The 22,442-nt window shown below is 40.2% G+C and carries 19 protein-coding genes; 14 read left to right on the top strand and 5 right to left on the bottom strand.

Features of this window, described 5'->3' with window-relative positions:
- Positions 1–111: 111 nt before the first annotated feature.
- Positions 112–3,942, bottom strand: coding sequence for a phosphoribosylformylglycinamidine synthase (gene purL, locus B9T30_RS10595; protein WP_086184948.1), 3,831 nt, complete (start codon positions 3,940–3,942; stop codon positions 112–114).
- 575 nt (positions 3,943–4,517) lie between these two features.
- On the opposite strand from purL, the gene B9T30_RS10590 reads away from it, so the two are divergent.
- The 3 genes from B9T30_RS10590 to ruvB all read left to right on the top strand — a co-directional run bounded on the left by B9T30_RS10590 (position 4,518) and on the right by ruvB (position 7,834).
- Positions 4,518–5,858, top strand: a complete 1,341-nt coding sequence (locus tag B9T30_RS10590; protein ID WP_086184947.1) for a deoxyguanosinetriphosphate triphosphohydrolase — start codon at positions 4,518–4,520, stop codon at positions 5,856–5,858.
- Between the two features lie 130 nt (positions 5,859–5,988).
- Complete coding sequence (ruvA, locus tag B9T30_RS10585; protein ID WP_086184946.1) at positions 5,989–6,591, top strand: Holliday junction branch migration protein RuvA; 603 nt, start codon at positions 5,989–5,991, stop codon at positions 6,589–6,591.
- A 235-nt stretch (positions 6,592–6,826) separates the two neighbouring features.
- Positions 6,827–7,834, top strand: coding sequence for a Holliday junction branch migration DNA helicase RuvB (ruvB, locus tag B9T30_RS10580; RefSeq protein ID WP_074946380.1), 1,008 nt, complete (start codon positions 6,827–6,829; stop codon positions 7,832–7,834).
- A gap of 406 nt (positions 7,835–8,240) precedes the next feature.
- On the opposite strand, the gene B9T30_RS10575 is transcribed toward ruvB, so the two are convergent.
- Positions 8,241–8,822, bottom strand: coding sequence for a hypothetical protein (locus B9T30_RS10575; RefSeq protein ID WP_086185019.1), 582 nt, complete (start codon positions 8,820–8,822; stop codon positions 8,241–8,243).
- A gap of 228 nt (positions 8,823–9,050) precedes the next feature.
- Between B9T30_RS10575 and ybgC the strand changes: the two genes are divergently transcribed.
- The 6 genes from ybgC to pal all read left to right on the top strand — a co-directional run bounded on the left by ybgC (position 9,051) and on the right by pal (position 14,169).
- On the top strand, positions 9,051–9,461 hold the full coding sequence (gene ybgC / locus B9T30_RS10570; RefSeq protein ID WP_004648345.1) for a tol-pal system-associated acyl-CoA thioesterase: 411 nt from the start codon (positions 9,051–9,053) through the stop codon (positions 9,459–9,461).
- A gap of 23 nt (positions 9,462–9,484) precedes the next feature.
- Entirely contained in the window at positions 9,485–10,183 is a 699-nt protein-coding gene (gene tolQ, locus B9T30_RS10565) for a protein TolQ (protein WP_086184945.1), read from the top strand.
- The gene (gene tolR, locus B9T30_RS10560) at positions 10,183–10,632 is read left to right on the top strand and encodes a protein TolR (protein WP_086184944.1); all 450 of its coding nucleotides are present in this window, start codon (positions 10,183–10,185) and stop codon (positions 10,630–10,632) included. The genes tolQ and tolR overlap by 1 nt, the downstream gene beginning before the upstream one ends.
- A 3-nt stretch (positions 10,633–10,635) precedes the next feature.
- The gene (gene tolA / locus B9T30_RS10555; protein ID WP_086184943.1) at positions 10,636–12,075 is read left to right on the top strand and encodes a cell envelope integrity protein TolA; all 1,440 of its coding nucleotides are present in this window, start codon (positions 10,636–10,638) and stop codon (positions 12,073–12,075) included.
- A gap of 202 nt (positions 12,076–12,277) precedes the next feature.
- Positions 12,278–13,561, top strand: coding sequence for a Tol-Pal system beta propeller repeat protein TolB (tolB, locus tag B9T30_RS10550; RefSeq protein ID WP_167356302.1), 1,284 nt, complete (start codon positions 12,278–12,280; stop codon positions 13,559–13,561).
- A 38-nt stretch (positions 13,562–13,599) separates the two neighbouring features.
- Positions 13,600–14,169: a peptidoglycan-associated lipoprotein Pal gene (gene pal, locus B9T30_RS10545; protein WP_086184941.1), complete on the top strand. Its 570-nt coding sequence runs from the start codon at positions 13,600–13,602 to the stop codon at positions 14,167–14,169.
- Positions 14,170–14,234: 65 nt separating this feature from the next.
- On the opposite strand, the gene B9T30_RS10540 is transcribed toward pal, so the two are convergent.
- On the bottom strand, positions 14,235–14,429 hold the full coding sequence (locus B9T30_RS10540) for an NF038105 family protein (RefSeq protein ID WP_086184940.1): 195 nt from the start codon (positions 14,427–14,429) through the stop codon (positions 14,235–14,237).
- 190 nt (positions 14,430–14,619) lie between these two features.
- Between B9T30_RS10540 and B9T30_RS10535 the strand changes: the two genes are divergently transcribed.
- The 5 genes from B9T30_RS10535 to B9T30_RS10515 all read left to right on the top strand — a co-directional run bounded on the left by B9T30_RS10535 (position 14,620) and on the right by B9T30_RS10515 (position 17,915).
- Positions 14,620–15,594 (top strand): class 1 fructose-bisphosphatase, encoded by a 975-nt coding sequence (locus B9T30_RS10535; RefSeq protein ID WP_086184939.1) that lies wholly within the window; start codon positions 14,620–14,622, stop codon positions 15,592–15,594.
- A 51-nt stretch (positions 15,595–15,645) separates the two neighbouring features.
- Positions 15,646–16,422, top strand: coding sequence for a TrmH family RNA methyltransferase (locus tag B9T30_RS10530; protein WP_086184938.1), 777 nt, complete (start codon positions 15,646–15,648; stop codon positions 16,420–16,422).
- Between the two features lie 167 nt (positions 16,423–16,589).
- Complete coding sequence (locus B9T30_RS10525; RefSeq protein ID WP_086184937.1) at positions 16,590–17,204, top strand: RNA polymerase sigma factor; 615 nt, start codon at positions 16,590–16,592, stop codon at positions 17,202–17,204.
- Complete coding sequence (locus B9T30_RS10520) at positions 17,201–17,521, top strand: hypothetical protein (protein WP_086184936.1); 321 nt, start codon at positions 17,201–17,203, stop codon at positions 17,519–17,521. The genes B9T30_RS10525 and B9T30_RS10520 overlap by 4 nt, the downstream gene beginning before the upstream one ends.
- Entirely contained in the window at positions 17,511–17,915 is a 405-nt protein-coding gene (locus B9T30_RS10515) for a DUF3106 domain-containing protein (protein WP_004648331.1), read from the top strand. The genes B9T30_RS10520 and B9T30_RS10515 overlap by 11 nt, the downstream gene beginning before the upstream one ends.
- A 258-nt stretch (positions 17,916–18,173) precedes the next feature.
- Here B9T30_RS10515 and B9T30_RS10510 read toward each other — a convergent pair whose 3' ends face one another.
- Positions 18,174–20,579, bottom strand: a complete 2,406-nt coding sequence (locus B9T30_RS10510) for a CSLREA domain-containing protein (protein ID WP_086184935.1) — start codon at positions 20,577–20,579, stop codon at positions 18,174–18,176.
- Between the two features lie 3 nt (positions 20,580–20,582).
- A complete protein-coding gene (gene rbtA / locus B9T30_RS10505) occupies positions 20,583–22,421 on the bottom strand; it encodes a rhombotarget A (RefSeq protein ID WP_086184934.1) in 1,839 nt (612 codons plus the stop codon).
- Between the last annotated feature and the right edge of the window lie 21 nt (positions 22,422–22,442).

Here is a 22,442-nt window from a genome sequence, read left to right as displayed (position 1 = left end):
CAATATAAAAGCAAAATCCAAACCAAGTCCAGCAGGAAAATTTAAAATTTTAAAAAAAATACAACCAAATAAAAAAGCCACCCGAAGGTGGCTTTAAAAATTTACTTCAGATTAACCAATAAATTTACGTGCATTACGGAACATACGTAACCATGCACCATCTTCAGTCCACTCTTCAGGTTTCCAAGAATGCTGAACTGCACGGAAGTTACGTTCAGGGTGCGGCATCATAATGGTTGCACGACCATCAGCAGAGGTTACACCTGTAATCGCTTCTGGTGAACCATTCGGGTTCAATGGATAGTGCTGTGTTGCATTACCAAAGCTATCTACATAACGTAGGCTGACTTGGTTGCCTGCATTTAAAGCAGCAATATTCTCGCTACTTGCAACGACACGACCTTCACCATGCGCAATTGCGATTGGTAAAATCGAGCCTTCCATACCCTCTAACAAGACAGAGTTTGATTTTTCAATGCGGATATTCGCCACACGCGCTTCAAACATTTCTGAAGTATTACGGTGGAAACGCGGCCAGTTATCAGCACCCGGAATAAGGGGAGCCAATTGCGATAGCATTTGACAACCATTACACACACCTAAAGAGAAGGTTCCATCACGGTTAAAGAATTTCTCAAATTGATCACGAAGTTTAGGGTTGAATAGAACAGATTTCGCCCAACCGCCCCCTGCACCCATAACGTCACCGTAAGAGAAACCGCCACACGTTGCCAGACCTTCAAAATCATCAAGATCAACACGACCCGCAATTAGATCACTCATATGAACGTCAACAGTATTGAAGCCCACTTTGTCGAATGCCGCAGCCATTTCTACATGACCGTTGACACCTTGTTCACGTAAAATTGCCATACTTGGACGACGTGAATTGATATACGGCGCTTCAACAGGTTCATTTAAGTCAAAGGTTGGTAATGCAATGATGCCCTTGTGTTCTTTGTTGGCAATCAAGCTATATTCTTGATCTGCTGTTTCAACATTGTCACGTAAACGTTGGATTTGATGTGATACTTCAGTCCATGCTTGTTGTAAATCAGCACGGTCTAAGTTCAAGCCATTTACCGTTAAAGTATCCGTTGTATTAACTGTACCCACTACAGCAATTGCATCTTTCAAGATCGATGCTGCAACTTCTGCTTGTAGTGTTTCCCAATCAGCCGCGCTAATTTGAAGCACTGCACCAATTTCTTCAGCAAATAAACTGTCTGTAGATTGATCTTGTAGTGCTACACCCAAACGTGATGCAAACATCATTTCTGCAACAGTTGCAAGCAAACCACCATCACCAATGTCATGGTAAGCCTTGATTAAGCCACGGTTGTTCCAGTCTTGAACTAAAGCAAAGAATGCTTTGAACTCATCGAAATTATCAACATCTGGTGTGATTGAACCAATCGCTTTATACACTTGTGCAAGGATCGAGCCGCCAAGACGGAACTGACCTTTAGACAAGTCAATACGTACCAAGACTGAATCTTCATTTTTCAATTCAGGAGTCAGTGTTTTACGCACATCGCCCACTGGTGCAAATGCGGTAATCACACCGGTCATTGGTGAAGTCACCGATTTATCGATCCCTTCATCATTCCATGTGGTACGCATAGACAATGAGTCTTTACCGACTGGAATTGCAATGCCAAGTGCAGGACACATTTCCATACCAATGGCTTTAACACCTTCAAACAAGGCTTGATCTTCGCCTTGCTGACCCGCTGCCGCCATCCAGTTCGCAGACAATTTAATGTCGCTGATCTGTTCGATGTTGGCACACATGATGTTGGAGATTGCTTCAGCCACAGCCAAACGTGCAGACGCAGCAGGATTTAACAAGGCAACAGGAGGACGCTCACCCATCGCCATGGCTTCACCTGTAAAGCCGACTAAACTTGTGGTGGTTACCGCAGCATCTGCTACAGGAACTTGCCAGCGACCCACCATTTGATCACGTGCAACCATACCAGTAATTGAACGGTCACCAATGGTAATCAAAAATGATTTTGAGGCAACTGTTGGATTTTTAAGAACACGGTAAATCGCTTCTTTCAAATCAACTTTTGATGCATCAAAGTCATCGCCTTGACGTTCAATTGTCTCGTATGAACGACTCATGCGAGGTGTACCACCCAGCATGACTTGCATTGGCATATCCACCGCTTTGTTATCAAACAATGGATCTTCAACCGTCAAATGACGCGCTTCAGTCGCTTCACCCAACACAGCAAACGGGCAACGCTCACGTGCACAGATCGACTCAAATAATGACAACGAGCTTGGACGAATCGCCAATACATAACGCTCTTGTGCTTCATTTGACCAGATTTCCATTGGAGACATACCTGGCTCTAATGAAGGAATCTTACGAAGATTTAACACTGCACCGAGTTCGTGATCATTCACAAGCTCAGGCATTGCATTGGAAACACCACCTGCACCTACGTCATGTACAGAAACGATTGGGTTGGCATCTTCAAAGCGCCAGCAGGTATCAATCACTTCTTGGCAACGGCGTTCCATTTCTGGGTTTTCACGTTGTACTGAAGCAAAATCTAGGTTTTCACCCAATTTACCACTGTCTACAGAAGATGCTGCACCACCGCCTAAACCAATCAGCATTGCAGGGCCACCCAACACAATGAGCAAGTCACCCGGTTGGATTGCATCTTTTTCAACATGATCAGGACGAATGTTACCGTAACCACCAGCAATCATAATTGGCTTGTGGAAACCTTTAACGTCACCATTTACATTTTGTTCAAAAGTACGGAAGTAACCATTTAACGCAGGACGACCAAATTCATTATTGAATGCAGCGCCACCCAGTGGGCCTTCAATCATAATTTGCAACGGAGATGCCATACGAGATGGTTTGCCGTAGTTGTCTTCCCACGGTTGTTCGAAGCCTGGAATATTCAGGTTAGATGTGGTAAATGCTGTTAAACCTGCTTTAGGTTTACCACCACGACCTGTTGCACCTTCGTCACGAATTTCACCGCCAGAACCCGTCGCTGCACCTGCAAATGGCGCAATCGCTGTAGGATGGTTATGGGTTTCCACTTTCATTAAAATGTGAGCAGCTTGGCTCTTATATTTATAAACGTAGTGACCATTTTCATCTGGTTTTGGATAAAAACGTTGTGTGTCATAACCGACGATAACAGAAGCGTTGTCTTTATATGCTGACAAAACATCTGTAGGAGATTCTTTATAGGTGTTCTTAATCATTTGGAACAATGATAAAGGTTGTTTTTCACCATCAATGGTCCATTCAGAACCAAAGATTTTATGACGACAATGCTCTGAGTTCGCTTGTGCAAACATCATGAGTTCGATGTCATGTGGGTTACGACCCATTTTGGTAAATGCTGCGGTTAAATAATCAACTTCTTCATCAGAAAGTGCAAAACCAAATTCAGAATTGGCTTTAACCAAGGCTGCTTTGCCTTGACCTAAAATATCAATTGAATTTAAAGGTTTTGGCTCAGTCTCAGAAAATAATGCAGCAGCATCATCAATTTGATTGAACACGCTTTCGGTCATGCGGTCATGTAACGCAAGTTTCACTTCAGCAGATATTTCAGAAACACCTTTTAAAGTAAACAAAACACCGCGTTCAAGGCGGTGTATAGGCGTATTACAGTTAGCAAAAATATCCGTTGCTTTAGACGACCACGGAGAGATCGTACCTAAACGCGGTGTGACAAGAATTTGAATTTCATCACTTGCGGCTTGGCGAACTTCAAAAGAAGCACCGTCATTTAATAGTTGTAATGCAGATTGATGCTGCTGCTCGTTGAGCGCTTGATCAAACAGATAAATCCATTGACTTTCAATTGATTGAACAGAACTCAATGACGCGAGGCGATTTAAGAGTTGAGTTTTCTTAAAAGAAGAGTGTGCTTGCGCACCGGCCACGATAAACATGCTGATTTTGGCTCCACGGGCAGGTCTTTTGGACCATACCGCCAATGTGACTTAGAGAGAGCGCATATTCTACTTCGTATTGACCAAATCAGCTAGATAGAAATTCACGAATGTGCCGTCTATTCAAGCAAGATCTATTAAGAATACTTTAATTTTCAGCTAAAAATTTTGAATTTTCCTTATATCTGATCCATAAATATCTTGTTTCTAAATATTATTTAACGTACTTCGGGCTATTGTGAAGCCCATATTCCTAGTCAATACCCGACTATTTTAGCTGCAATTTCCAGCGACTTAGGATCAAAATGCTGTACTGCTATGATATGAACTCTAATACATCGCCTTTCATCTATTCATTCAAGAAAATAATGCTGATTACAGGAATCATTGCCCAAAAATCATGCAATATCAATAACCATTAACATTGCCACACTCTCATAAAAAACCAAATAAACGCGAATTAAAAGTATCTTCAAAAAACACGACAAGATATAAGACAAATCATGTCGCCCTGCTCTAGTGCTTTTTTTAGTTTTTTGGCATGATGCTGATAAGCGATAACTGAATAATGATAAATGACTCAAATGCGTTGGCTTGAACTGCTTTCAACAGTTCGTATTGGTAGCAAAAAACAAAGTACAGAACAGGCACGTAGCCCATTTCATAAAGATTATGACCGCATTATTTTTTCACAGAGCTTTCGACAACTAAATCGTAAAACTCAAGTTCACCCGCTGACACAACACGATGGTATTCATACCCGCTTAACCCATTCTCTTGAAGTGTCCTGTATTGGTCGCTCTTTGGGGATGTTAGCGGCTGAAAAAATCAAAGATCAACTGCCAGTATGGATTTCCCCCGCCGATGTTGGCGCGATTATTCAAGCGGCTTGCCTCGCGCATGATATTGGTAATCCACCTTTTGGACATGCTGGTGAATATGCGATTCGTGAATGGTTCGATGATGCTTCGCACGGTAACTTTTTAGAAAAGCTCAGCGCAGAAGAACAAGCCGATGTACGCCAATTTGAAGGCAATGCGCAAGGCTTACGTCTACTGACTAAAATTGATTATCATCCCAATGATGGCGGCATGCGCCTGACTTACGCAACATTAGGCGCTTACTTAAAGTACCCATGGTTATCTAAAACCATTGCATCTCAAGGCAATCGCCCTGCCAGTCAGCGTGCTAAATTTGGCTGCTATCAATCAGAAAAAGAAATCCTTAAACAGATTGCAGAACAACTCGGTTTAATTCAACTGGGCGAATACCATTATTGCCGTCATCCTTTAACTTACCTTTTGGAAGCCGCAGATGACATCTGTTATGCCTTGATTGACCTTGAAGATGGCATTATTTTAAATATGTTGTCTTATGAAGAAGTAGAGCCTATTTTTCTTGATTTGATTGCAGACTATGGCAAACCATCAGAACTTTCGCTACCTAACACAACATGGCAACAAAAAATTGCCGCTTTGCGGGGCCGTGTGATGAAACGTTTGGTGGATGAAGTCACTACAGCCTTTGCCAAACATCACTTTGAAATTTTATCTGGTCAGCTCAAAGGCAGCTTATTGCAATATTGTTCTGAAGATATTGAACAAGGGATTGAACGGGCAAAAAATTTAGCCCGCGATAAAATTTTTGAACATCCACAAAAGGCAGGGTTAGAGATTATTGCTCATCAAAGTCTGCAAAACATTTTGGATGCCTTTATTCCTCTAACAACGCCACACAAAACCCTGAGTTTCAAAGAACAACGCTTAATGTCGATGCTAGAACGCGCAGGTGTAAATTTTGAAAGTAACCATTATGAAAATATCATGCAGGTACTAGACGTTATCTCGAAGTTTTCCGATCATCAGGCCTATAACTTGTCACAAGAACTTCAGGGTAATAAAGCGGGTTTAATCTAAGCATTTAAAACAATGCAGCTTCATTGAATACTTTTGCTGATCATTTCAGCAAAAAAATGACCGAGCATTTTGCCTTTATGACAAATGCTCACTACTATGCAACGAACGATAGATAAGTGAAAAAATCAAAATGATTGGATGTCTCATTGGTGAAGTGTTTGCTTTGGAAGCACCAACGGTATTATTAAATGTAAATGGCGTTGGCTATGAAGTGGATACCCCACTTTCGACCTTTTGCCAATTACAAAAGGGGCAAAAAGTCACATTATGGACGCATTTAACCGTACGTGAAGATGCGCAATTGCTTTATGGCTTTTTAGATGCACAGGAAAAAACCATTTTCCGCACCCTCCTTAAAGTCAACGGCGTTGGCCCTAAAATGGCTTTAGGCATCCTATCCACTTTAAGTATCGACCTGCTGATTCATACCGTTGAAAATGAAGATATTAATACACTCATTAAAGTCCCGGGTGTGGGTAGAAAAACCGCTGAACGTTTGATGATTGAACTGCGTGATCGCTTTAAAACACTTGCATCAGGTTCAACCTCTGTAAACTCAACCACAACTCAAATTCAATTCAATTCCAATTCAGCCGTTGCCGAAGCAGAAGCTGCGTTACAATCACTGGGTTATAAACCTGCCGAAGCGCAAAAACTGATTAATGCGGTAAAAGCAGATTTTACTGAAGCCAGTGATATTATTCGTGCTGCGCTAAAATCAATGAATAGATAAAAAGATTTAAATCTAACACTACACGAATAGCGATATGGATGTCGCCAGTTAAATAGGAGATACGGGACGTGTCCTCTATTTAACAAAAGGGTTTTGTTACCTTGCGCGGTATACTGCTCATCTGTCAAAAGTAAAGTTATGCCGACACAATGGCATCTAAACTCAAATATTTATCTGAGACTGTATGAATCATCACAGACTCAATTGATGCCCCTAAAGGTAAATCTAAATCATTATGCAAGACCGTTTAATCAGTGGTTCTGAAAAACCTGAAGATCATTTTGATCGTGCCATTCGCCCCACTTCACTCGATGACTATGTGGGTCAACCTGTGGTGCGTGAACAAATGGAAATCTTTATTGGCGCAGCACGTGGACGTGGTGAAGCACTTGACCATACTTTAATTTTTGGCCCACCCGGTTTGGGTAAAACCACACTGGCCAATATTATTGCACGTGAAATGGGTGGTAACTTAAAGTCCACTTCAGGCCCAGTACTGGAACGTGCCGGTGACTTGGCCGCCATGCTAACCAACCTTGAAGAAGGTGATGTTTTATTTATTGATGAAATCCACCGTCTTTCCCCTGTGATTGAAGAAATTCTCTACCCAGCAATGGAAGACTACCAACTCGATATTATGATTGGTGAAGGCCCAGGTGCACGCTCGATTAAACTGGACTTGCCTCCATTTACTTTGGTTGCAGCAACCACTCGTGCAGGCTTACTGACCTCTCCACTACGTGACCGTTTTGGTATTGTGCAGCGTTTAGAGTTTTATTCGGTTGCTGACTTAACTCACATTGTGTCACGTTCAGCCAGTTTAATGGATGTTCCCATGACTGCCGATGGCGCTAAAGAAATTGCTCGGCGTGCACGCGGTACGCCCCGTATTGCCAATCGTTTACTGCGTCGTGTTCGTGACTATGCTCAAGTCAAAGGGACTGGCGAAGTCAACCAAGATATGGCGCAACGTGCATTGGACATGTTAAATGTTGATAAAGATGGTTTAGACACTTTAGACCGTCGTTATTTAAGTATGTTGTTAGAGCGTTTTGACGGTGGCCCTGCTGGTGTGGAAGCTTTAGCTGCGGCAATGGCAGAAGATTCAGGCACCTTGGAAGATGTCATTGAACCGTATTTGATTCAGCAAGGTTATGCGATGCGTACAGCACGCGGGCGTATTGCCACCAATATGGCGTATTTACAGTTTGGGATGACACCACCTGAACCGAAAGATAAATGAGAAAAGGGAGATTTATTCTCCCTTTGTAACTCTTTCAAATTCATCTTTAAAATACTCAAATAACTCATGCCTAAACTGTCTAATTTCTTCTTTCCAAATATTTGATTATAAATTTATATTTTATTTTTAAAAATTCATCACTTTAAAAAATCACATGACAGGCGACATGGATGTCGCCCGTTGGATTGACTTGCGCTACGCTTTAAAGCAGTGCTTAAAGCTTGCTCAGGATATACCCTCAATCCAACAGAGGGATTTTGTTACTTTTGTCCCGTCAAAAGTAAATAGACCAAACCATATAGAAAATTAATCACATACAACATTAGAAAGAGTGCCTGAAACCAAGTTCAATTAGCTTATCCTCTCCACAAAATCATATTCTTGCTTAATTCAACAAATAAAAGATCTAAGACTTAGAAATCACCCTAACTTCTTCCACCAGCATCAACTCACATGCACCATTACCCGTATCTTCACGGCTGAGTGAACTACGCCATGTCCATCCATCGTGGGCCTTTACTTCAACCAACTGCCCTTTTAAATAAATCAAATTATCTTGATCAATTTGCGCCAGTTGTTTGGCAATGGCTTTGCTTGCAGGAATTAAATGCGTATTGGCGCTTTGACTTGATATTTCATTTACAGGAATAGGTGGTGTATTTTCATAGCGCCAATAATACCAACGGTTACTCTGCCGAATGGACAGCTGCTTATAAACCGCAGGATCTGCCATTCGATCCCAGCCTAAAGCAAAATCGACTGGACTGAGTTCAGCTTCACGCCCAAAGTTATAGTTTTCTTTGGACAAAACTCGAAACTCACCTGCATAGGGTGCCAAATTGGTCATCACAAACTGATCACTGTGATGCACACCATCGACCACTTGATCATCGGTTGAATCCTGAATAGCAGAATGAGGTGCAGCCCAATACAACCAAAGCGCATAACCTATTGCCAGTGCCATCAACCACTTTATATATCGACTCATGCATGTTCTCCCCCAGAACAAGAAGAGTGTATCCAGTTCATCAATAATTTTATATAGCTTCAAATTGTATTTGAAACCTTGTGCCATTGGAGGAAAAGCTCAGAGTGCTAAACTTCCACGCTATACAGAGCTTGACTCTTAGCGAATACAGCATCATCTCAAAAGATGAAAATCTCCCTAAAAGCACGGCTTTAAAACATAAAACCGAACCCAAAATGGAACAAGATCATGGCGAATAAATTCGAATTTCAAATTCGTGTATATATTGAAGATACTGATGCAGGTGGCATTGTCTATCATGCAAATCATATTCGCTTTATGGAGCGTACCCGTACTGAATGGTTACGTGCGGCAGGTGTTGAGCATTACTGGCATCAAAAAGATTATCACTTTGTAGTACATAAAATAAATGTGAAATATTCACGTCCAATCCTTATGGATGACCTGATTACGGTTACAGCGAGTGTTGTTTCATGTAAAGCAACATCTTTTGTATTGCAACAAAATATTTATCGTGGTGAAATCATGCTGGCATCTGGTGAAGTCGAATTGGCATGTATCAGTGTAGACGGCATGCGTCCAACACGGCTTCCTGAGGAAATCCGTCAACTAATTCTAAAAGAGTTAGGACAAGACTAAAAATTTATTGGCACATTGTAACTATGGCAACTCAATTAGAATCTTCTTTACACATATCAGATCTTATTTTACAAGCAAGCCCTGTGGTTCAACTGGTCATGTTGGTACTGCTACTGGCATCCTTATACAGTTGGTATCTGATTGCCAAGTTACATATGAGTTATAAAAAAGCCCAGACTGATGATGAACATTTTCAAAAAATCTTCTGGTCTGGGGCTGAACTCAATACGCTATACAACAACGCACAACTCAATTCTAAACGTACGGGTTTAGAAGATATTTTCTACCAAGGCATTGGTGAATTTTTTAAACTCAAAAAATTTCAAGCAACCACTCAACAAACCATTGACGGTACTGAACGTATTTTACGTGTCGGTTTAAGTCGTGACCAAGGTGGACTTGAACAAGGCTTAGGCGCATTGGCCAGTATTGGTTCTGTTGCACCCTATATCGGTTTATTCGGTACGGTTTGGGGCATCATGAATGCCTTTATTGGTCTGGCAGATGTTGACCAAGTCACACTTGCAACAGTTGCTCCGGGTATTGCTGAGGCACTCATTGCAACCGCCATTGGTTTATTTGCTGCTATTCCTGCGGTATTGGCATTTAACCATTACACAGCCAAAGGTGAAACTGTCTATTCAGGCCGTGCATTGTTTGCTGAAGAAATGGTGGCGCTATTACAACGTCAAACTGTGAGTTCTACACAGGAAAATGACTAATGGCAATTCAACGTTCTGGACGCTTTGAGCGTGTCAAAAAACCCCTAAAAAGTGAGATGAACGTCGTTCCTTATATTGACGTGATGCTGGTACTTTTAGTCATTTTTATGGTCACTGCACCCATGATCACAACAGGAGTGAAAGTTGACTTACCACAAGCAAATAACAACCCTATTCAATCTGAAGACAAACCCTCTATTGTTACTTTAGATGCGGATGGAACCATCAAACTAGAAGATAAAGTCCATCAAAATGATGTGATGACGCTTGATGAGTTAAAAACTGTGCTTACAGACAATCAAGAACAAGCTTTAGCCAATAAAAAGCAATTAACTGTATTGATTAATGGCAGTGAATCACGCCCTTATGGTGAAGTCATCAAACTGATGTCTACACTTCAAGATGCAGGTTTAAGCCAAGTTGGCTTACTGACTGAGCCTGTAAAGTAAGCTATGAAAAATATGCAAAAGCCACCATCTAAAGAAAAAAGCATTGCACTTGGATTTACCGTTGCTGTCCATGTGGTCGCAATCACTGGCTTACTTTTGTTAGGTATGAGTAAACCTGCCCCGCCCCCTAAACAAATTAAAATGGTATTAGTCAAACCAGAAGATTTAATCCCACCTGAACCTGTACCTTTAGAACAAACAGATTCAGCAGAAACAACACATGAAAAAGTTGCGGAACAAGTCCAACAAACAGCGGAACCAAGTGTAGAACCCGCGCCTGTTATTCCAGTGACACCACCTTCACCAATCCAAAAACCTGATACAAACAAAGCAGTGCAAGAAGCCAAAGCAGAAGCATTGCGTCAGACAGAACAACAAGCTGCTGCCAAAGCCAAAACAGATGCAGCAAATCAAGCAAAGGCTGACGCTGCTGAAAAAGCTCAAGCCGATGCTGCTGAAAAAGCCAGAGCAGATGCTGCAAACAAAGCCAAAGCCGACGCTGCAAATAAAGCCAAAGCCGATGCTGCTGAAAAAGCCAGAGCGGATGCTGCGAATAAATCTAAAGCTGATGCTGCGAATAAAGCTAAAGCGGATGCTGCGAATAAAGCTAAAGCGGATGCAGCAAATAAAGCCAAAGCCGATGCAGCAAACAAAGCCAAAGCCGACGCGGCAAATAAAGCTAAAGCCGATGCTGCAAATAAAGCTCAAGCTGATGCAGCAAATAAAGCCAAAGCCGATGCAGCAAACAAAGCCAAAGCCGACGCTGCGAATAAAGCTCAAGCTGATGCTGCGAATAAATCTAAAGCGGATGCTGCGAATAAAGCTAAAGCCGATGCTGCAAATAAAGCTAAAGCCGATGCTGCAAATAAAGCCAAAGCTGATGCTGCAAATAAAGCCAAAGCTGATGCTGCAAATAAAGCCAAAGCCGATGCTGCCAATAAAGCTAAAGCCGATGCTGCAAATAAAGCCAAAGCTGATGCTGCAAATAAAGCCAAAGCTGATGCTGCAAATAAAGCCAAAGCCGATGCTGCAAATAAAGCTAAAGCCGATGCTGCAAATAAAGCCAAAGCTGATGCTACTGAAAAAGCCAGAGCAGATGCTGCTGAGGAAGCTAAAGCATCTGCTGCAAAACAAGCTACAGAAGAAGCTGCCACTAAAAAAGCTGAAGCGAAAAAAATTGCCTCCACGGCAAAACGTGATTTTGAAAATAAAGTTAAACGCGCTTGGGATATTCCAAACGGTTCATCAGGTCAGAAAGCCACTGCTCGTGTGACTTTAAGTGACAGTGGATCGGTTCAATCTGTTATTGTCAACTCAAGTGACCCAGATATGAAAGCCAGTGTAGAGGCCGCTGTACGTGCGGCGGCACCTTATCCAATGCCTTCCGATCCAGATGCCCGACGTGAAGCCAGAACATTTACCTCTAGCTTTACAGCGAAATAAAAAACAGCCATATCAATTCAATTTGATATGGCTGTTTAACATTGAATTTTAAGCTCAGTAAAGGTGATAAAATTTCATTCACTTTTCACAGTCTTATAACAGTTTTGACATAATGATGTACTTTTAATAATTTAAAATCATGCCATTATGTGACACAACCGAATTCACAATAATTCACATCTTTTAGAGTACGTAGCGGATGATGGAAATGACGCGTAAACATCTACTTTGCCTCACCATTTTGACAGCATTAAGCCCAGTTTTAGCCACCCAATCTTATGCCCAACTGCATTTAGAAATTGCTAAAGCACCAGAAGCAGCACCTAAAATTGCCATTATTCCATTCAATAATGATCAAAGCATTTATCCGATTGTCGAAAGTGACCTCAACCGCTCTGGCAAATTTTCAAGTGCTTCAAAAAATTTACCTGCAACTGCAAGTATAAATGCTCCAAATGCAGAGGCATGGAAAACGGCAGGTGTTCCCTATTTAGTCACAGGTACAGTCAAAACAACTGAAAATGGCAGCTTTGAAGTTCACTATCAACTCTATGATGTAGAAAAACAACAATATCTACTCAATGAGCTACTTACGGTTCCAGCTTCACGTATTCGCCAAGCTGGACACATGATTAGTGATGCCATTTATCAAGCACTGACAGGAATTGCTGGTGACTTTAGTGGTCGTATTGCTTATGTATTACGCAACCCAGCGACACCTGAACAGCGTTATACTTTACAAATTGCCGATACTGATGGCGAACAACCCAAAACTATTCTGACTTCGCGTGATCCAATTCTGTCACCTGCATGGACACCAGACGCAAAAAAAATTGCTTATGTTTCATTTGAAACCAAGCGCCCTGCGATTTATGTACAAGATTTAGCCACAGGACAACGTGAAAAACTCGCGAGCTTCCGTGGTTTAAATGGTGCGCCTAGCTTCTCCCCAGATGGTCAAAGCATGTTGTTTACCGCATCCCTGCATGGCAATCCTGAAATCTATCAAATGAACTTAACGACACGCGCACTACAGCGTATGACCAATGATAGTGCAATTGATACTGAAGCACGCTATGCCCCAGATGGTAAATCCTTTATTTTTACCTCGGATCGCGGTGGTTCAGCACAAATTTATCGCTATAATTTTGCTGATGATTCAAGTAAGCGCCTGACTTTCCGTGGCGCATTTAATGCACGTGGTACTTTAAGCGCAGATGGTAAAAAAATCGCTCTGGTCCATCGTCCAAGTGGTAGCAACTACAAAGTTGCCATTCAAGACATCAATACAGGGATTACCAACATTTTGACCCCAACCAGTTTGGATGAATCACCAAGTTTCTCTCCAAATGGGCAAATGGTGGTGTATGCAACGCGTGAAGGTAATCGTGGATTATTATCTATCATGTCACTGGATGGTCGTTTCCGCATGAATTTACCCAGTGAACAAGGTGAAGTTCGTGAGCCAGCTTGGGCACCTAAATAACAATTTAATTTAAAGCAATGATGATCATGGAGATGAAAATGAAATTAGTAAAATTATTGGTCCTTCCTGTTCTTGCAACAACCTTAGTTATGACAGGTTGTGCAAGCCGTAAACCTGCTGCTGAAATTCAAACAGGTCAAAACCCGAACAGTGCTGGTACAGTAAGTACCGAAGGTTTAAGTGAAGATGCTGCACTCAATGCCCAAAACTTAGCGGGTGCGTCTTCAAAAGGTGTAACTGCCGCAAACAAAGCATTCTTAGCGAAACGTGTGGTGCATTTTGACTATGACAGCAGTGATCTTTCCAATGACGATTACCAAACATTGCAAGCACATGCACAATTTCTTGTAGCGAATGCAAATTCGAAAGTGGCTTTAACGGGTCATACAGATGAACGTGGTACACGTGAATACAACATGGCTTTGGGTGAACGTCGTGCCAAAGCGGTGGAAAGCTTCTTAATCACCAATGGTGTTGCAGCAACCCAATTAGAAGCCGTAAGCTATGGTAAAGAAATGCCGATTAATGCAGGGCATGATGAAAACGCTTGGAAAGAAAATCGCCGCGTAGAACTTAACTACGAAGCCGTTCCACCCTTATTAAAATAATGACTTTTAATAAGAAAGCGCTCAAATTGAGCGCTTTCTTATTACTTAATTACTTAGATTAGCATTTAAGCTTTTTCAGATGTATCCGGTTCTTCATGCGAGTTTTGCATAGATTCGATCAGATCATGCTTGTTGAATTTTTTATATTCAGGTTTAGCTTCGTAATCCTTCCATGCTTCTTTTACTTTCTCGGCAGAAATATCGTCTAAATTCATCGCTTCATTTGGCGTTGGAGTCGCATCAAACTTTTGTGTTGTCATAACCGTGCTCCTATCCCTGTTTTTAAATAACCTCTGCTCACATCAACATAGCATTTTCCACAAAACTTACAAGGGTAAAATCACGACAAATAGTCGAGTTTAATTGTTCTTTTGTCTCGTTCTCATCTAAAATGAGTCCGCATATTCTTTTGATAGTTTTTTATCATTTTCTAGTTGGAGCTTTCCTAGCATGTCATACCTCACCCTTTCCCAATTCTTAGAACAAAAAACAGGGAACTTAACACCAGAACTTTCTCAAGTAATTGAAACAATTGCAAATACTTGTAAAAAAATTGATCAAGCATTGCAAAAAGGTGCCTTAGCAGGTGTATTGGGTAGTGCAGAACATGAAAATGTACAAGGTGAAACTCAAAAGAAACTCGATGTCATCTCAAACGATTATTTAATTGATGCGTTAAAAGCTCATCCACAAGTCGGTGGTTTGGCTTCTGAAGAGCTGGATGAATTCACGCCTGCACAAGAAAATGGTAAATTCCTTGTATTGTTCGATCCACTGGATGGTTCAAGCAACATCGACATCAATATGTGTGTAGGCACAATTTTTTCTATCCTTCCTGCAAAAAATGCAGTGACCCAAGCTGAAGACTTTATGCAAGCTGGCACAGAACAAGTGGCTGCTGGTTATGTATTGTATGGTCCATCTACGATGATGGCACTGACTGTAGGCGCTGGTGTTGTATTCTTTACTTTTGATCCAGAAACTCAAGAATTCCTACTCACTTCTGAACATGTGCAAGTCGCTGCCGACACGCAGGAATATGCCATCAATGCTTCTAATCAACGTCATTGGGAAGAACCAGTAAAACGCTATATTGCTGAACTTCAAGATGGCAAAACAGCCGTGCGTGGCAAAGATTTCAATATGCGTTGGGTCGCATGTATGGTTGGTGACATTCACCGTATTCTTTGCCGCAGTGGTATTTTCTTATATCCATACGATACTAAAGATCCGCAAAAAGCAGGTCGTCTACGTTTAATGTACGAAGCCAACCCAATGAGTATGTTGATGGAACAAGCCGGTGGTGCATCTACGACGGGTCGTGTTCGTATTCTTGAGATTCAACCCACTGAAATGCATCAACGTGTACCTGTAATCATTGGTTCTAAAAACGAAGTTGAATTAGCAACCAGCTACCACCATTAATTTAAAAAATGGAAGTGAGTGTATCCACTTACTTCCATGGATAACTCTCCCATGCCAGCTTTTTTTCTTGAATCAAAAGACAATCCAAAAATCAAACACCTACGTGGATTGATTGAACAAAACTCCTTTCGTAAAAAACAGCGTCAAACCGTACTTGAAGGCACACATCTAACTCTTGCATGGTTAGCAAAAAATCGTAAAATTCATTCTATTTTCACGACTGAAGTGGCAATGAGCCATCCTGATTTAGAGAAAATCAATGAGCTCTATGATGGTTATGTCTTTGTTATCAGTGAATCTTTATATAAAGATTTAAGTACTTTAGGTACATCTTTAGCGTGTTTGGCAATTGTCGACTTACCAAGCTCACCTGAAGCTTTGAATTTTAAAGAAGACACCTTAATTTTAGACAATATCCAAGATCCGGGTAATGTGGGAACCTTGCTCCGTTCAGCTGCGGCGGCAGGCATTGAACAAGTTGTATGCACCAAAGGTTCGGCATCTATTTGGTCACCACGCGTCCTTCGTGCAGGGATGGGTGCGCATTTTTCCCTGCAAACCTATGAAAATATTGCACTAGAAGACCTTTTAGAAAAATTCACCATACCTGTTTATGTCACCAGTTCACATCAATCTGAAAGCCTTTACTCAAAAAGTTTGAGAAAACAATGTGTTTGGATTCTAGGCAACGAAGGTCAAGGTGTATCTAATTATGCACTTAAGCATGCTGAAGCAGTTTCTATTCCACAGCCCGGTGGACAAGAATCATTGAATGTTGCTGTTGCAGGCTCTATTTGTTTCTTTGAGATGGTTCGTCAACGTTTATAAGCCTGTTCTTTCGTTACTTTATTTTAACCATCGTTCATTGATGTTTAAAAATAGATTACGCTAGAAAAATAATAAGTTTTTTGTCAACCAAACCATTATTTCCAACGTTATATATGTATGAATATGGAAATAATGGTGGGTATCCAATGACAGGATTTTCCATCTCTATGGATTCAGCACCAAAACAGTCTCAGTCGGAAAACTTAAGTACTCTTAAGAGTACGGCTGAACAACGCCTGAAAATTTTTATGCAGGATGTGACTGGACGTGCTTTAGTAATGATGGAAAGTGCTACTCAAGGTCAACAAGGCATCGCAATGGATTTAGTGCAAGAAGCATTTATTTCCTTACATAAAGCATATGCTGAGAAATCGACTGATGAATGGTATCCCCTGTTTTACACCATTTTGAACCATAAACTACAAGACTGGCGCAGAAAAGAAGTCCGTCGAGCGCAACCTTTTTCTTTTTTCAAAAAGGTGAGCTTAGATGACGACGATATAGAACTGAATGATATCGTTGATGAAAATATGCCTAGTCCATTTGATTTTCTTGATCAAGCCGTAACAGCTGAAGAAATACAAGAAGCGATTGCCAAGCTTCCTGTTCGACAGCAACAAGCTTTCATGCTTCGTGCTTGGGAAGGTTTTGATACACACACCACTGCGCAAATTATGGAATGCAGTGAAGGTAGTGTAAAAACGCATTATCACCGTGCTATTCAAGGGCTTAGGTCTTCTTTAGCACATTTAAATCCATATGGTGGAGGGTCATCCGAATGAAACAAGATGATTTCTTAAAACAAGTTACTTCCAAACTCGATGCACTGGCACAACATCATAAAGACAAACCAGTTGTGATGAATCAGGTCATTGAAAAAATTCAAGACCGAGCAGCCTCTCGTTACGGACTTTGGAAAATGTCAGGTTTTGCACTTGCCGCTGCAATTACAGGGTTCGTGGTATTCCCAAACTCGATTGACATGGCCGAAAAACCGCAAAATCAAGTGGTTGTTACTCCAAAACTTTCACCACAAATGGTTGAAGATTTGGAAATGTTGATGGTTTTAGGCGAGGATAAAGTTCCACATGGCAGCTAAAAGATTAGCATTTGCTTTTTGTGCACTCGGATTTTTACAAACCAGTTTTGCAGGTTTTGAGCGTTTTTGGATTTTTTCTAAAGATGCGGACACTCAAGTCACAGAAACATGGGAAACGCTATCAGATGCTGAACAACGGGCACTTATTCAACGTTACCAATCATTAAAGGAATTGCCTGAAGCACAGGGCTCGGCTTTGCATCAGCGTATGGATTGGTTTACCCAACTTCCCGAACAAGAAAAGCAAAAAATGCGTGAGACTTGGCAAAAAATGAGTAGCCAAGAACGTAAAGACTTAGGTCGACGCATGCAAAAAGCAACGCATGAAGAAAGACCTGCTATTCGAGATGAATACATTAATAAATATTTACAACCTCAGTCTATCAGCCATTAAATATAGATAATGACGATCAAAACGATGGTCATTATCTTTAGATTTAACCCTGCTCAAGCATACGACTTGTTGATAAAAGGCTCGAATTTCACCTCTAATCAACAATCAGTTACTTTTTTTAAATTTAAATTTCCAATAGAAATCCAAAGAAACAACTTACTTTGCACCCAATATTGATTGGATACAAACACCTATATATTTTTAAAATCCTAATTTTTTATAAAAAAATGCCTCATTCAATGAGGCATTTTAACTTTACTACTGTTTTTTTCTTCGAACTCTATGCAAGCCAAGACCCATTAAACCTAAAATACTATAGATGCCAATACTGCCACCCCCTCCACCAGAAGCGGTAGAACTGGTATTTTTTGCGGTATTCTTCAAATAAATTGTTGCTTGGTTTGAAATTAAGCCTTCTGCATCATAAATATTATAATTCAGCTCATAATCAAATGGACTAAAATTGTTCTTTGCTTGCATATGCAACTGACCACCATAACAGGTAAAACGGATGTCATTACCAGGACAGGGGCCAGTATGGTCGGCAGTCACAATTAAACCCGCAGGAATGGTTTCAAGTCGGATTGGCAACTCCACACCAGCTGCATTTTTATAAAATGCACCTTTATAAGGAGCATTCAACTTTGTCGTAGGTCCATCACCATCATCACTATCATTTTCCAACGGATTAATACTCAATACCGAGTTTGAACTTGGGGTAATTGAGTATTCATCCGACTTGGCAATTGGTGCAATATTCTTAAATTGTGCTTTTAAAACACCTGTCGATTCCAAACCTGCGACTTGCTTAGAGCGAATCGTATAGGAACAATAAGAAGCACCTGTTAAATCTGCCAATTTACCATCTATGCGATAAAGCATAATTCGCTTCAAATCACTATTCCAAACACACTTAAAGTTTGGATCAGGATCACCCACAAACTCAACTACACCATTTTTTTCAACCAACTCACCACGTTCTTGCGTGATAATATTATAATTATCAACATTTAATGCTTTCGGTTGCATCGCACCATTACTATTTAGCACTTCTTCATCATTCGGCAATGCAAATGCAAATGGATCGACATAAATCGCACGATATTGTTGATTTTCAGTGGTATATTTCAATAAGTCTTCAAATATTTTTAAGTCTTCTGTATCTTGAATTAAGTAGTCCTTACGATTAGGGTCTTTAATATCCACCTTAATTGTATCAATCAATCCTTTATATTTATCAATTCGTTGTACATATGAATCATTAAATAAATCGGTAATATCTGCCGCAGTTAAACGCATCAATTCAACTGAACCAATGTCACAAATATTTTTCATGGTTGGATTCAACATCAGCGTACCATCAGTAACTCGTTGTATACCTCGTTGATCCGTTTTACTACACTCACCCTTATTTACATTGACTAAATCCAATTCATTTTGATTGTTTTTTGGATAGTACAAAGGTAAAAATAAGTTATATTCTGAAACTTCTTGATAAGGTGACAATACAGTGAATATATTCGTCGCACCTAAATTTACATTGGTATTAGAATCATTCGTTCCAGCATTTGACGCTGTCGGTAAATCACATACCCCTTCTGAACTAAAAGCATTTTGACTCGCAGTAATCGTCCGTTTTGTGTCTGTTAAATCGCCATTATTTAAAGCATAGCGACAAGATTTACCCTTATTAAACGCTAGAAGATTAAACCTTAAGTTAATTGCACCATTATCATCATAATAAAAAGTACTATAAGCATCATTTTCCACAATCGTATTGCTTATTGCAGTGAATGCGTAATTTGAATTCAAGCGATGATTATCACCTACCGCACGAATAATACTACCCTTTACACTGTCGACTTGGTTCTTTGCAATTGTGCTTGCGATGAGGTTTAAATTTGGATTACCACACAGCTCAATCATACTTAGACTGCTTGCTGATCGATTTTTCACAATACTGCTGTTACTAATATTAATAACAGCTTGCGTATCTTTCAGATTAGCCTCACAATCCATAGCCAAAACACTACCTTGTTTGGCTTTATTGCCCTGTATAAGCACTTGAGATAGATTAATTTCCTTGCCTTCATTATGCGCAACAAAATAAATGGCTCCACCTTCTTGCGTGGATTCAGAATTTAAAATTGCGCTATTCACCATATTTAATGATGCACCAACAAATAGTGCACCACCAAATTTTTCAGAATAACCATTTTTTAAGATCAGGTTAGTCAGATTAAGATTTGCATTGGTATCTGAAGTATTAAAAATACGTGAAGTATTATTTGCATTAATACTGGTTTTTAACGCTTTAAGGGCTGGATAGCTATGCGTCAAAGCATTTTTGGTTGAAGGATCTGCTGGCGATTTACCATAAATAAAAACGTCAGTTTCTGGCTTTAACTCACTTTTTAAAATATATTCACCCGCTTCAAGCTGAATAATATCTTTTTGACCATTACTCGTATTACCGGCATTACAACCACCGTGTGATTTATTATCTTTAGCCGTTTGTATTGCCTCTCTCAACGAGCAATTATTTAAATTATCACCATTTTCATCGACAAAAGTATTGACATAAATTGTTCTGTCTTCTGCCGCCATTAATGACATTGCAGACAATATCATGCTACAGAGAAATCCTTTTTTATAGTTTTTCATCGATCATCCTTGCTTATTTTTATATCGGCGCAGTCCAACAAGACCTAATATTGTAAATAGACTGAAGAATCCAAATGACCCACCTGATGTACTCACTTTGCTGCTTTCCATATCATTTTTGGGTTGCTGTACAATTTGTACATTAATCTCAAGGTATGGATTAGTTTTATGAAAACGAGTGGTTGACGTCACTAAACGAATCTTAAAAATATCTGCACCCGCCCACGAACCTTGGGGGATATAAACCAAATTTCCTGCTTCATCAATGGTGAGTTTACCTTTTGATGGTGTCTTGACTTGTATCACTTGCATACAGCCAGCCTGCCATGACTCACCGAATGCTTTTTCATCTAATTTATCTTTTAGTGCTTCACATTCTTCTTTCGGAATTAAATCACTATCTCCGAGTTTGTCGGCAATATTTATTTTGGCAACATCACCAAGAATTAAATCCTGACCAACTAGACTCGTATTCGGCACAATAATTTCGATTGCCCCACGGTCACAGGTATGCTGATCGTCATCTCGGATATTGTCACGTTGATCTGACGTTTCGCAAGCCACGATTTTTGTAGTTGAATCAAGCTGTAATTTACCTTTGTTAATAATTAAGCTTTCAAATAAGGTTTTATAACTCATCAATATTCGTGGTCGGAAATATCCTAAAAAAGCAGTATCCGATTGAACATAAGGACACAACAGCGCATTTGGATCTTCACTTAAAGTCTTACATTTCCCTTCTAAATCATTGCCAGCAATAAGCTCAGTCCCTTGCCAAATATTATTTGGGAAGTTTCCATCACCAGATGTGCAACTATTTGCGACAAGGTTGTTTTGTAGAAAACTTTTATCCTCAGCCTTAAAATAACAATTGTTATCTTCTGTCATTGGGTATGGATTACCCAACACAATACTGTTAGCAAGATATGCTTTTTTTAAGGGCGCATTAAATTGAATACCCGCTGAATTCCCAACCACTGTAAGATTATTTAAACCAATGCCATCGCGGACATTAATGATAAAACCTTTGTTTTTATAAAAAGTACTATTGACGATTTTATGGGTCATTAAAGGAAAAGCAGCAATTGCAGCATCATCTAAAGATGCAGCAGAATATATATTTGCCCCTCTTACTACTGTCGTCTCATTTTCACGAAAAACTGAATTTGATATTCTAAATTGTGGAACCTGACTATAAAGAATCGCCCCTTCAGCTGCTGTATTCTTTTCAAATAAACTGTACTTAATATTTACAAAACTACGTTCTTTAGCATCTTGCCCCACAGGCACAGCAAAGTTATAAATCGCTCCACCTTGTCTTGCGCTACCACCCGATAATTTTACATATTCTAAAGTCAGAAATTCATTGTTATAAATCAGTCCACCTTGGTCGGCACACACAGACTGATTACAACCTTGAAGTGTCACTTCAGTCATTTTTATGCTGATGAGTTCTTTTTTTGTATCATCGATAACGAAAATATTGTCCTTACCCAACATTTTTATCATGGCATTATTAATGCCAGCAGCAGGCTTATCAAAACCTGTTGTATCGTTATAAAGTGTCCTTAAATTGAGCTGTGCTGAAATTTTAATGTGTGTGTTTAATTTATAGGTTAATTTACTCTCTAATAATATGCTGGAGTCCGTGTCTTTTATACGCCCCACGCAACCCTGATAACCACTATCCACAAAGTCTTTATTGACATATTCAATGGCTTCACGAAGAGAACACTCCGTGTCATCTTTAGAAACATCCTCAATTGTAGTAACTTTAATTTCGCCGCTATAAGCATGTCCTGCAACGCATAACATGCCTATGCCTATGCTCCGTTTGAGCATATCTTTCTCCTTGTGTTCTTT

It is taken from the genome of Acinetobacter sp. ANC 4973 (assembly GCF_002135275.1).
Classification (GTDB): Bacteria; Pseudomonadota; Gammaproteobacteria; order Pseudomonadales; family Moraxellaceae; genus Acinetobacter; species Acinetobacter kyonggiensis.
The sequence above is the reverse complement of the archived record's forward strand: the minus strand, read 5'-3'. Positions and strand labels throughout refer to the sequence as shown.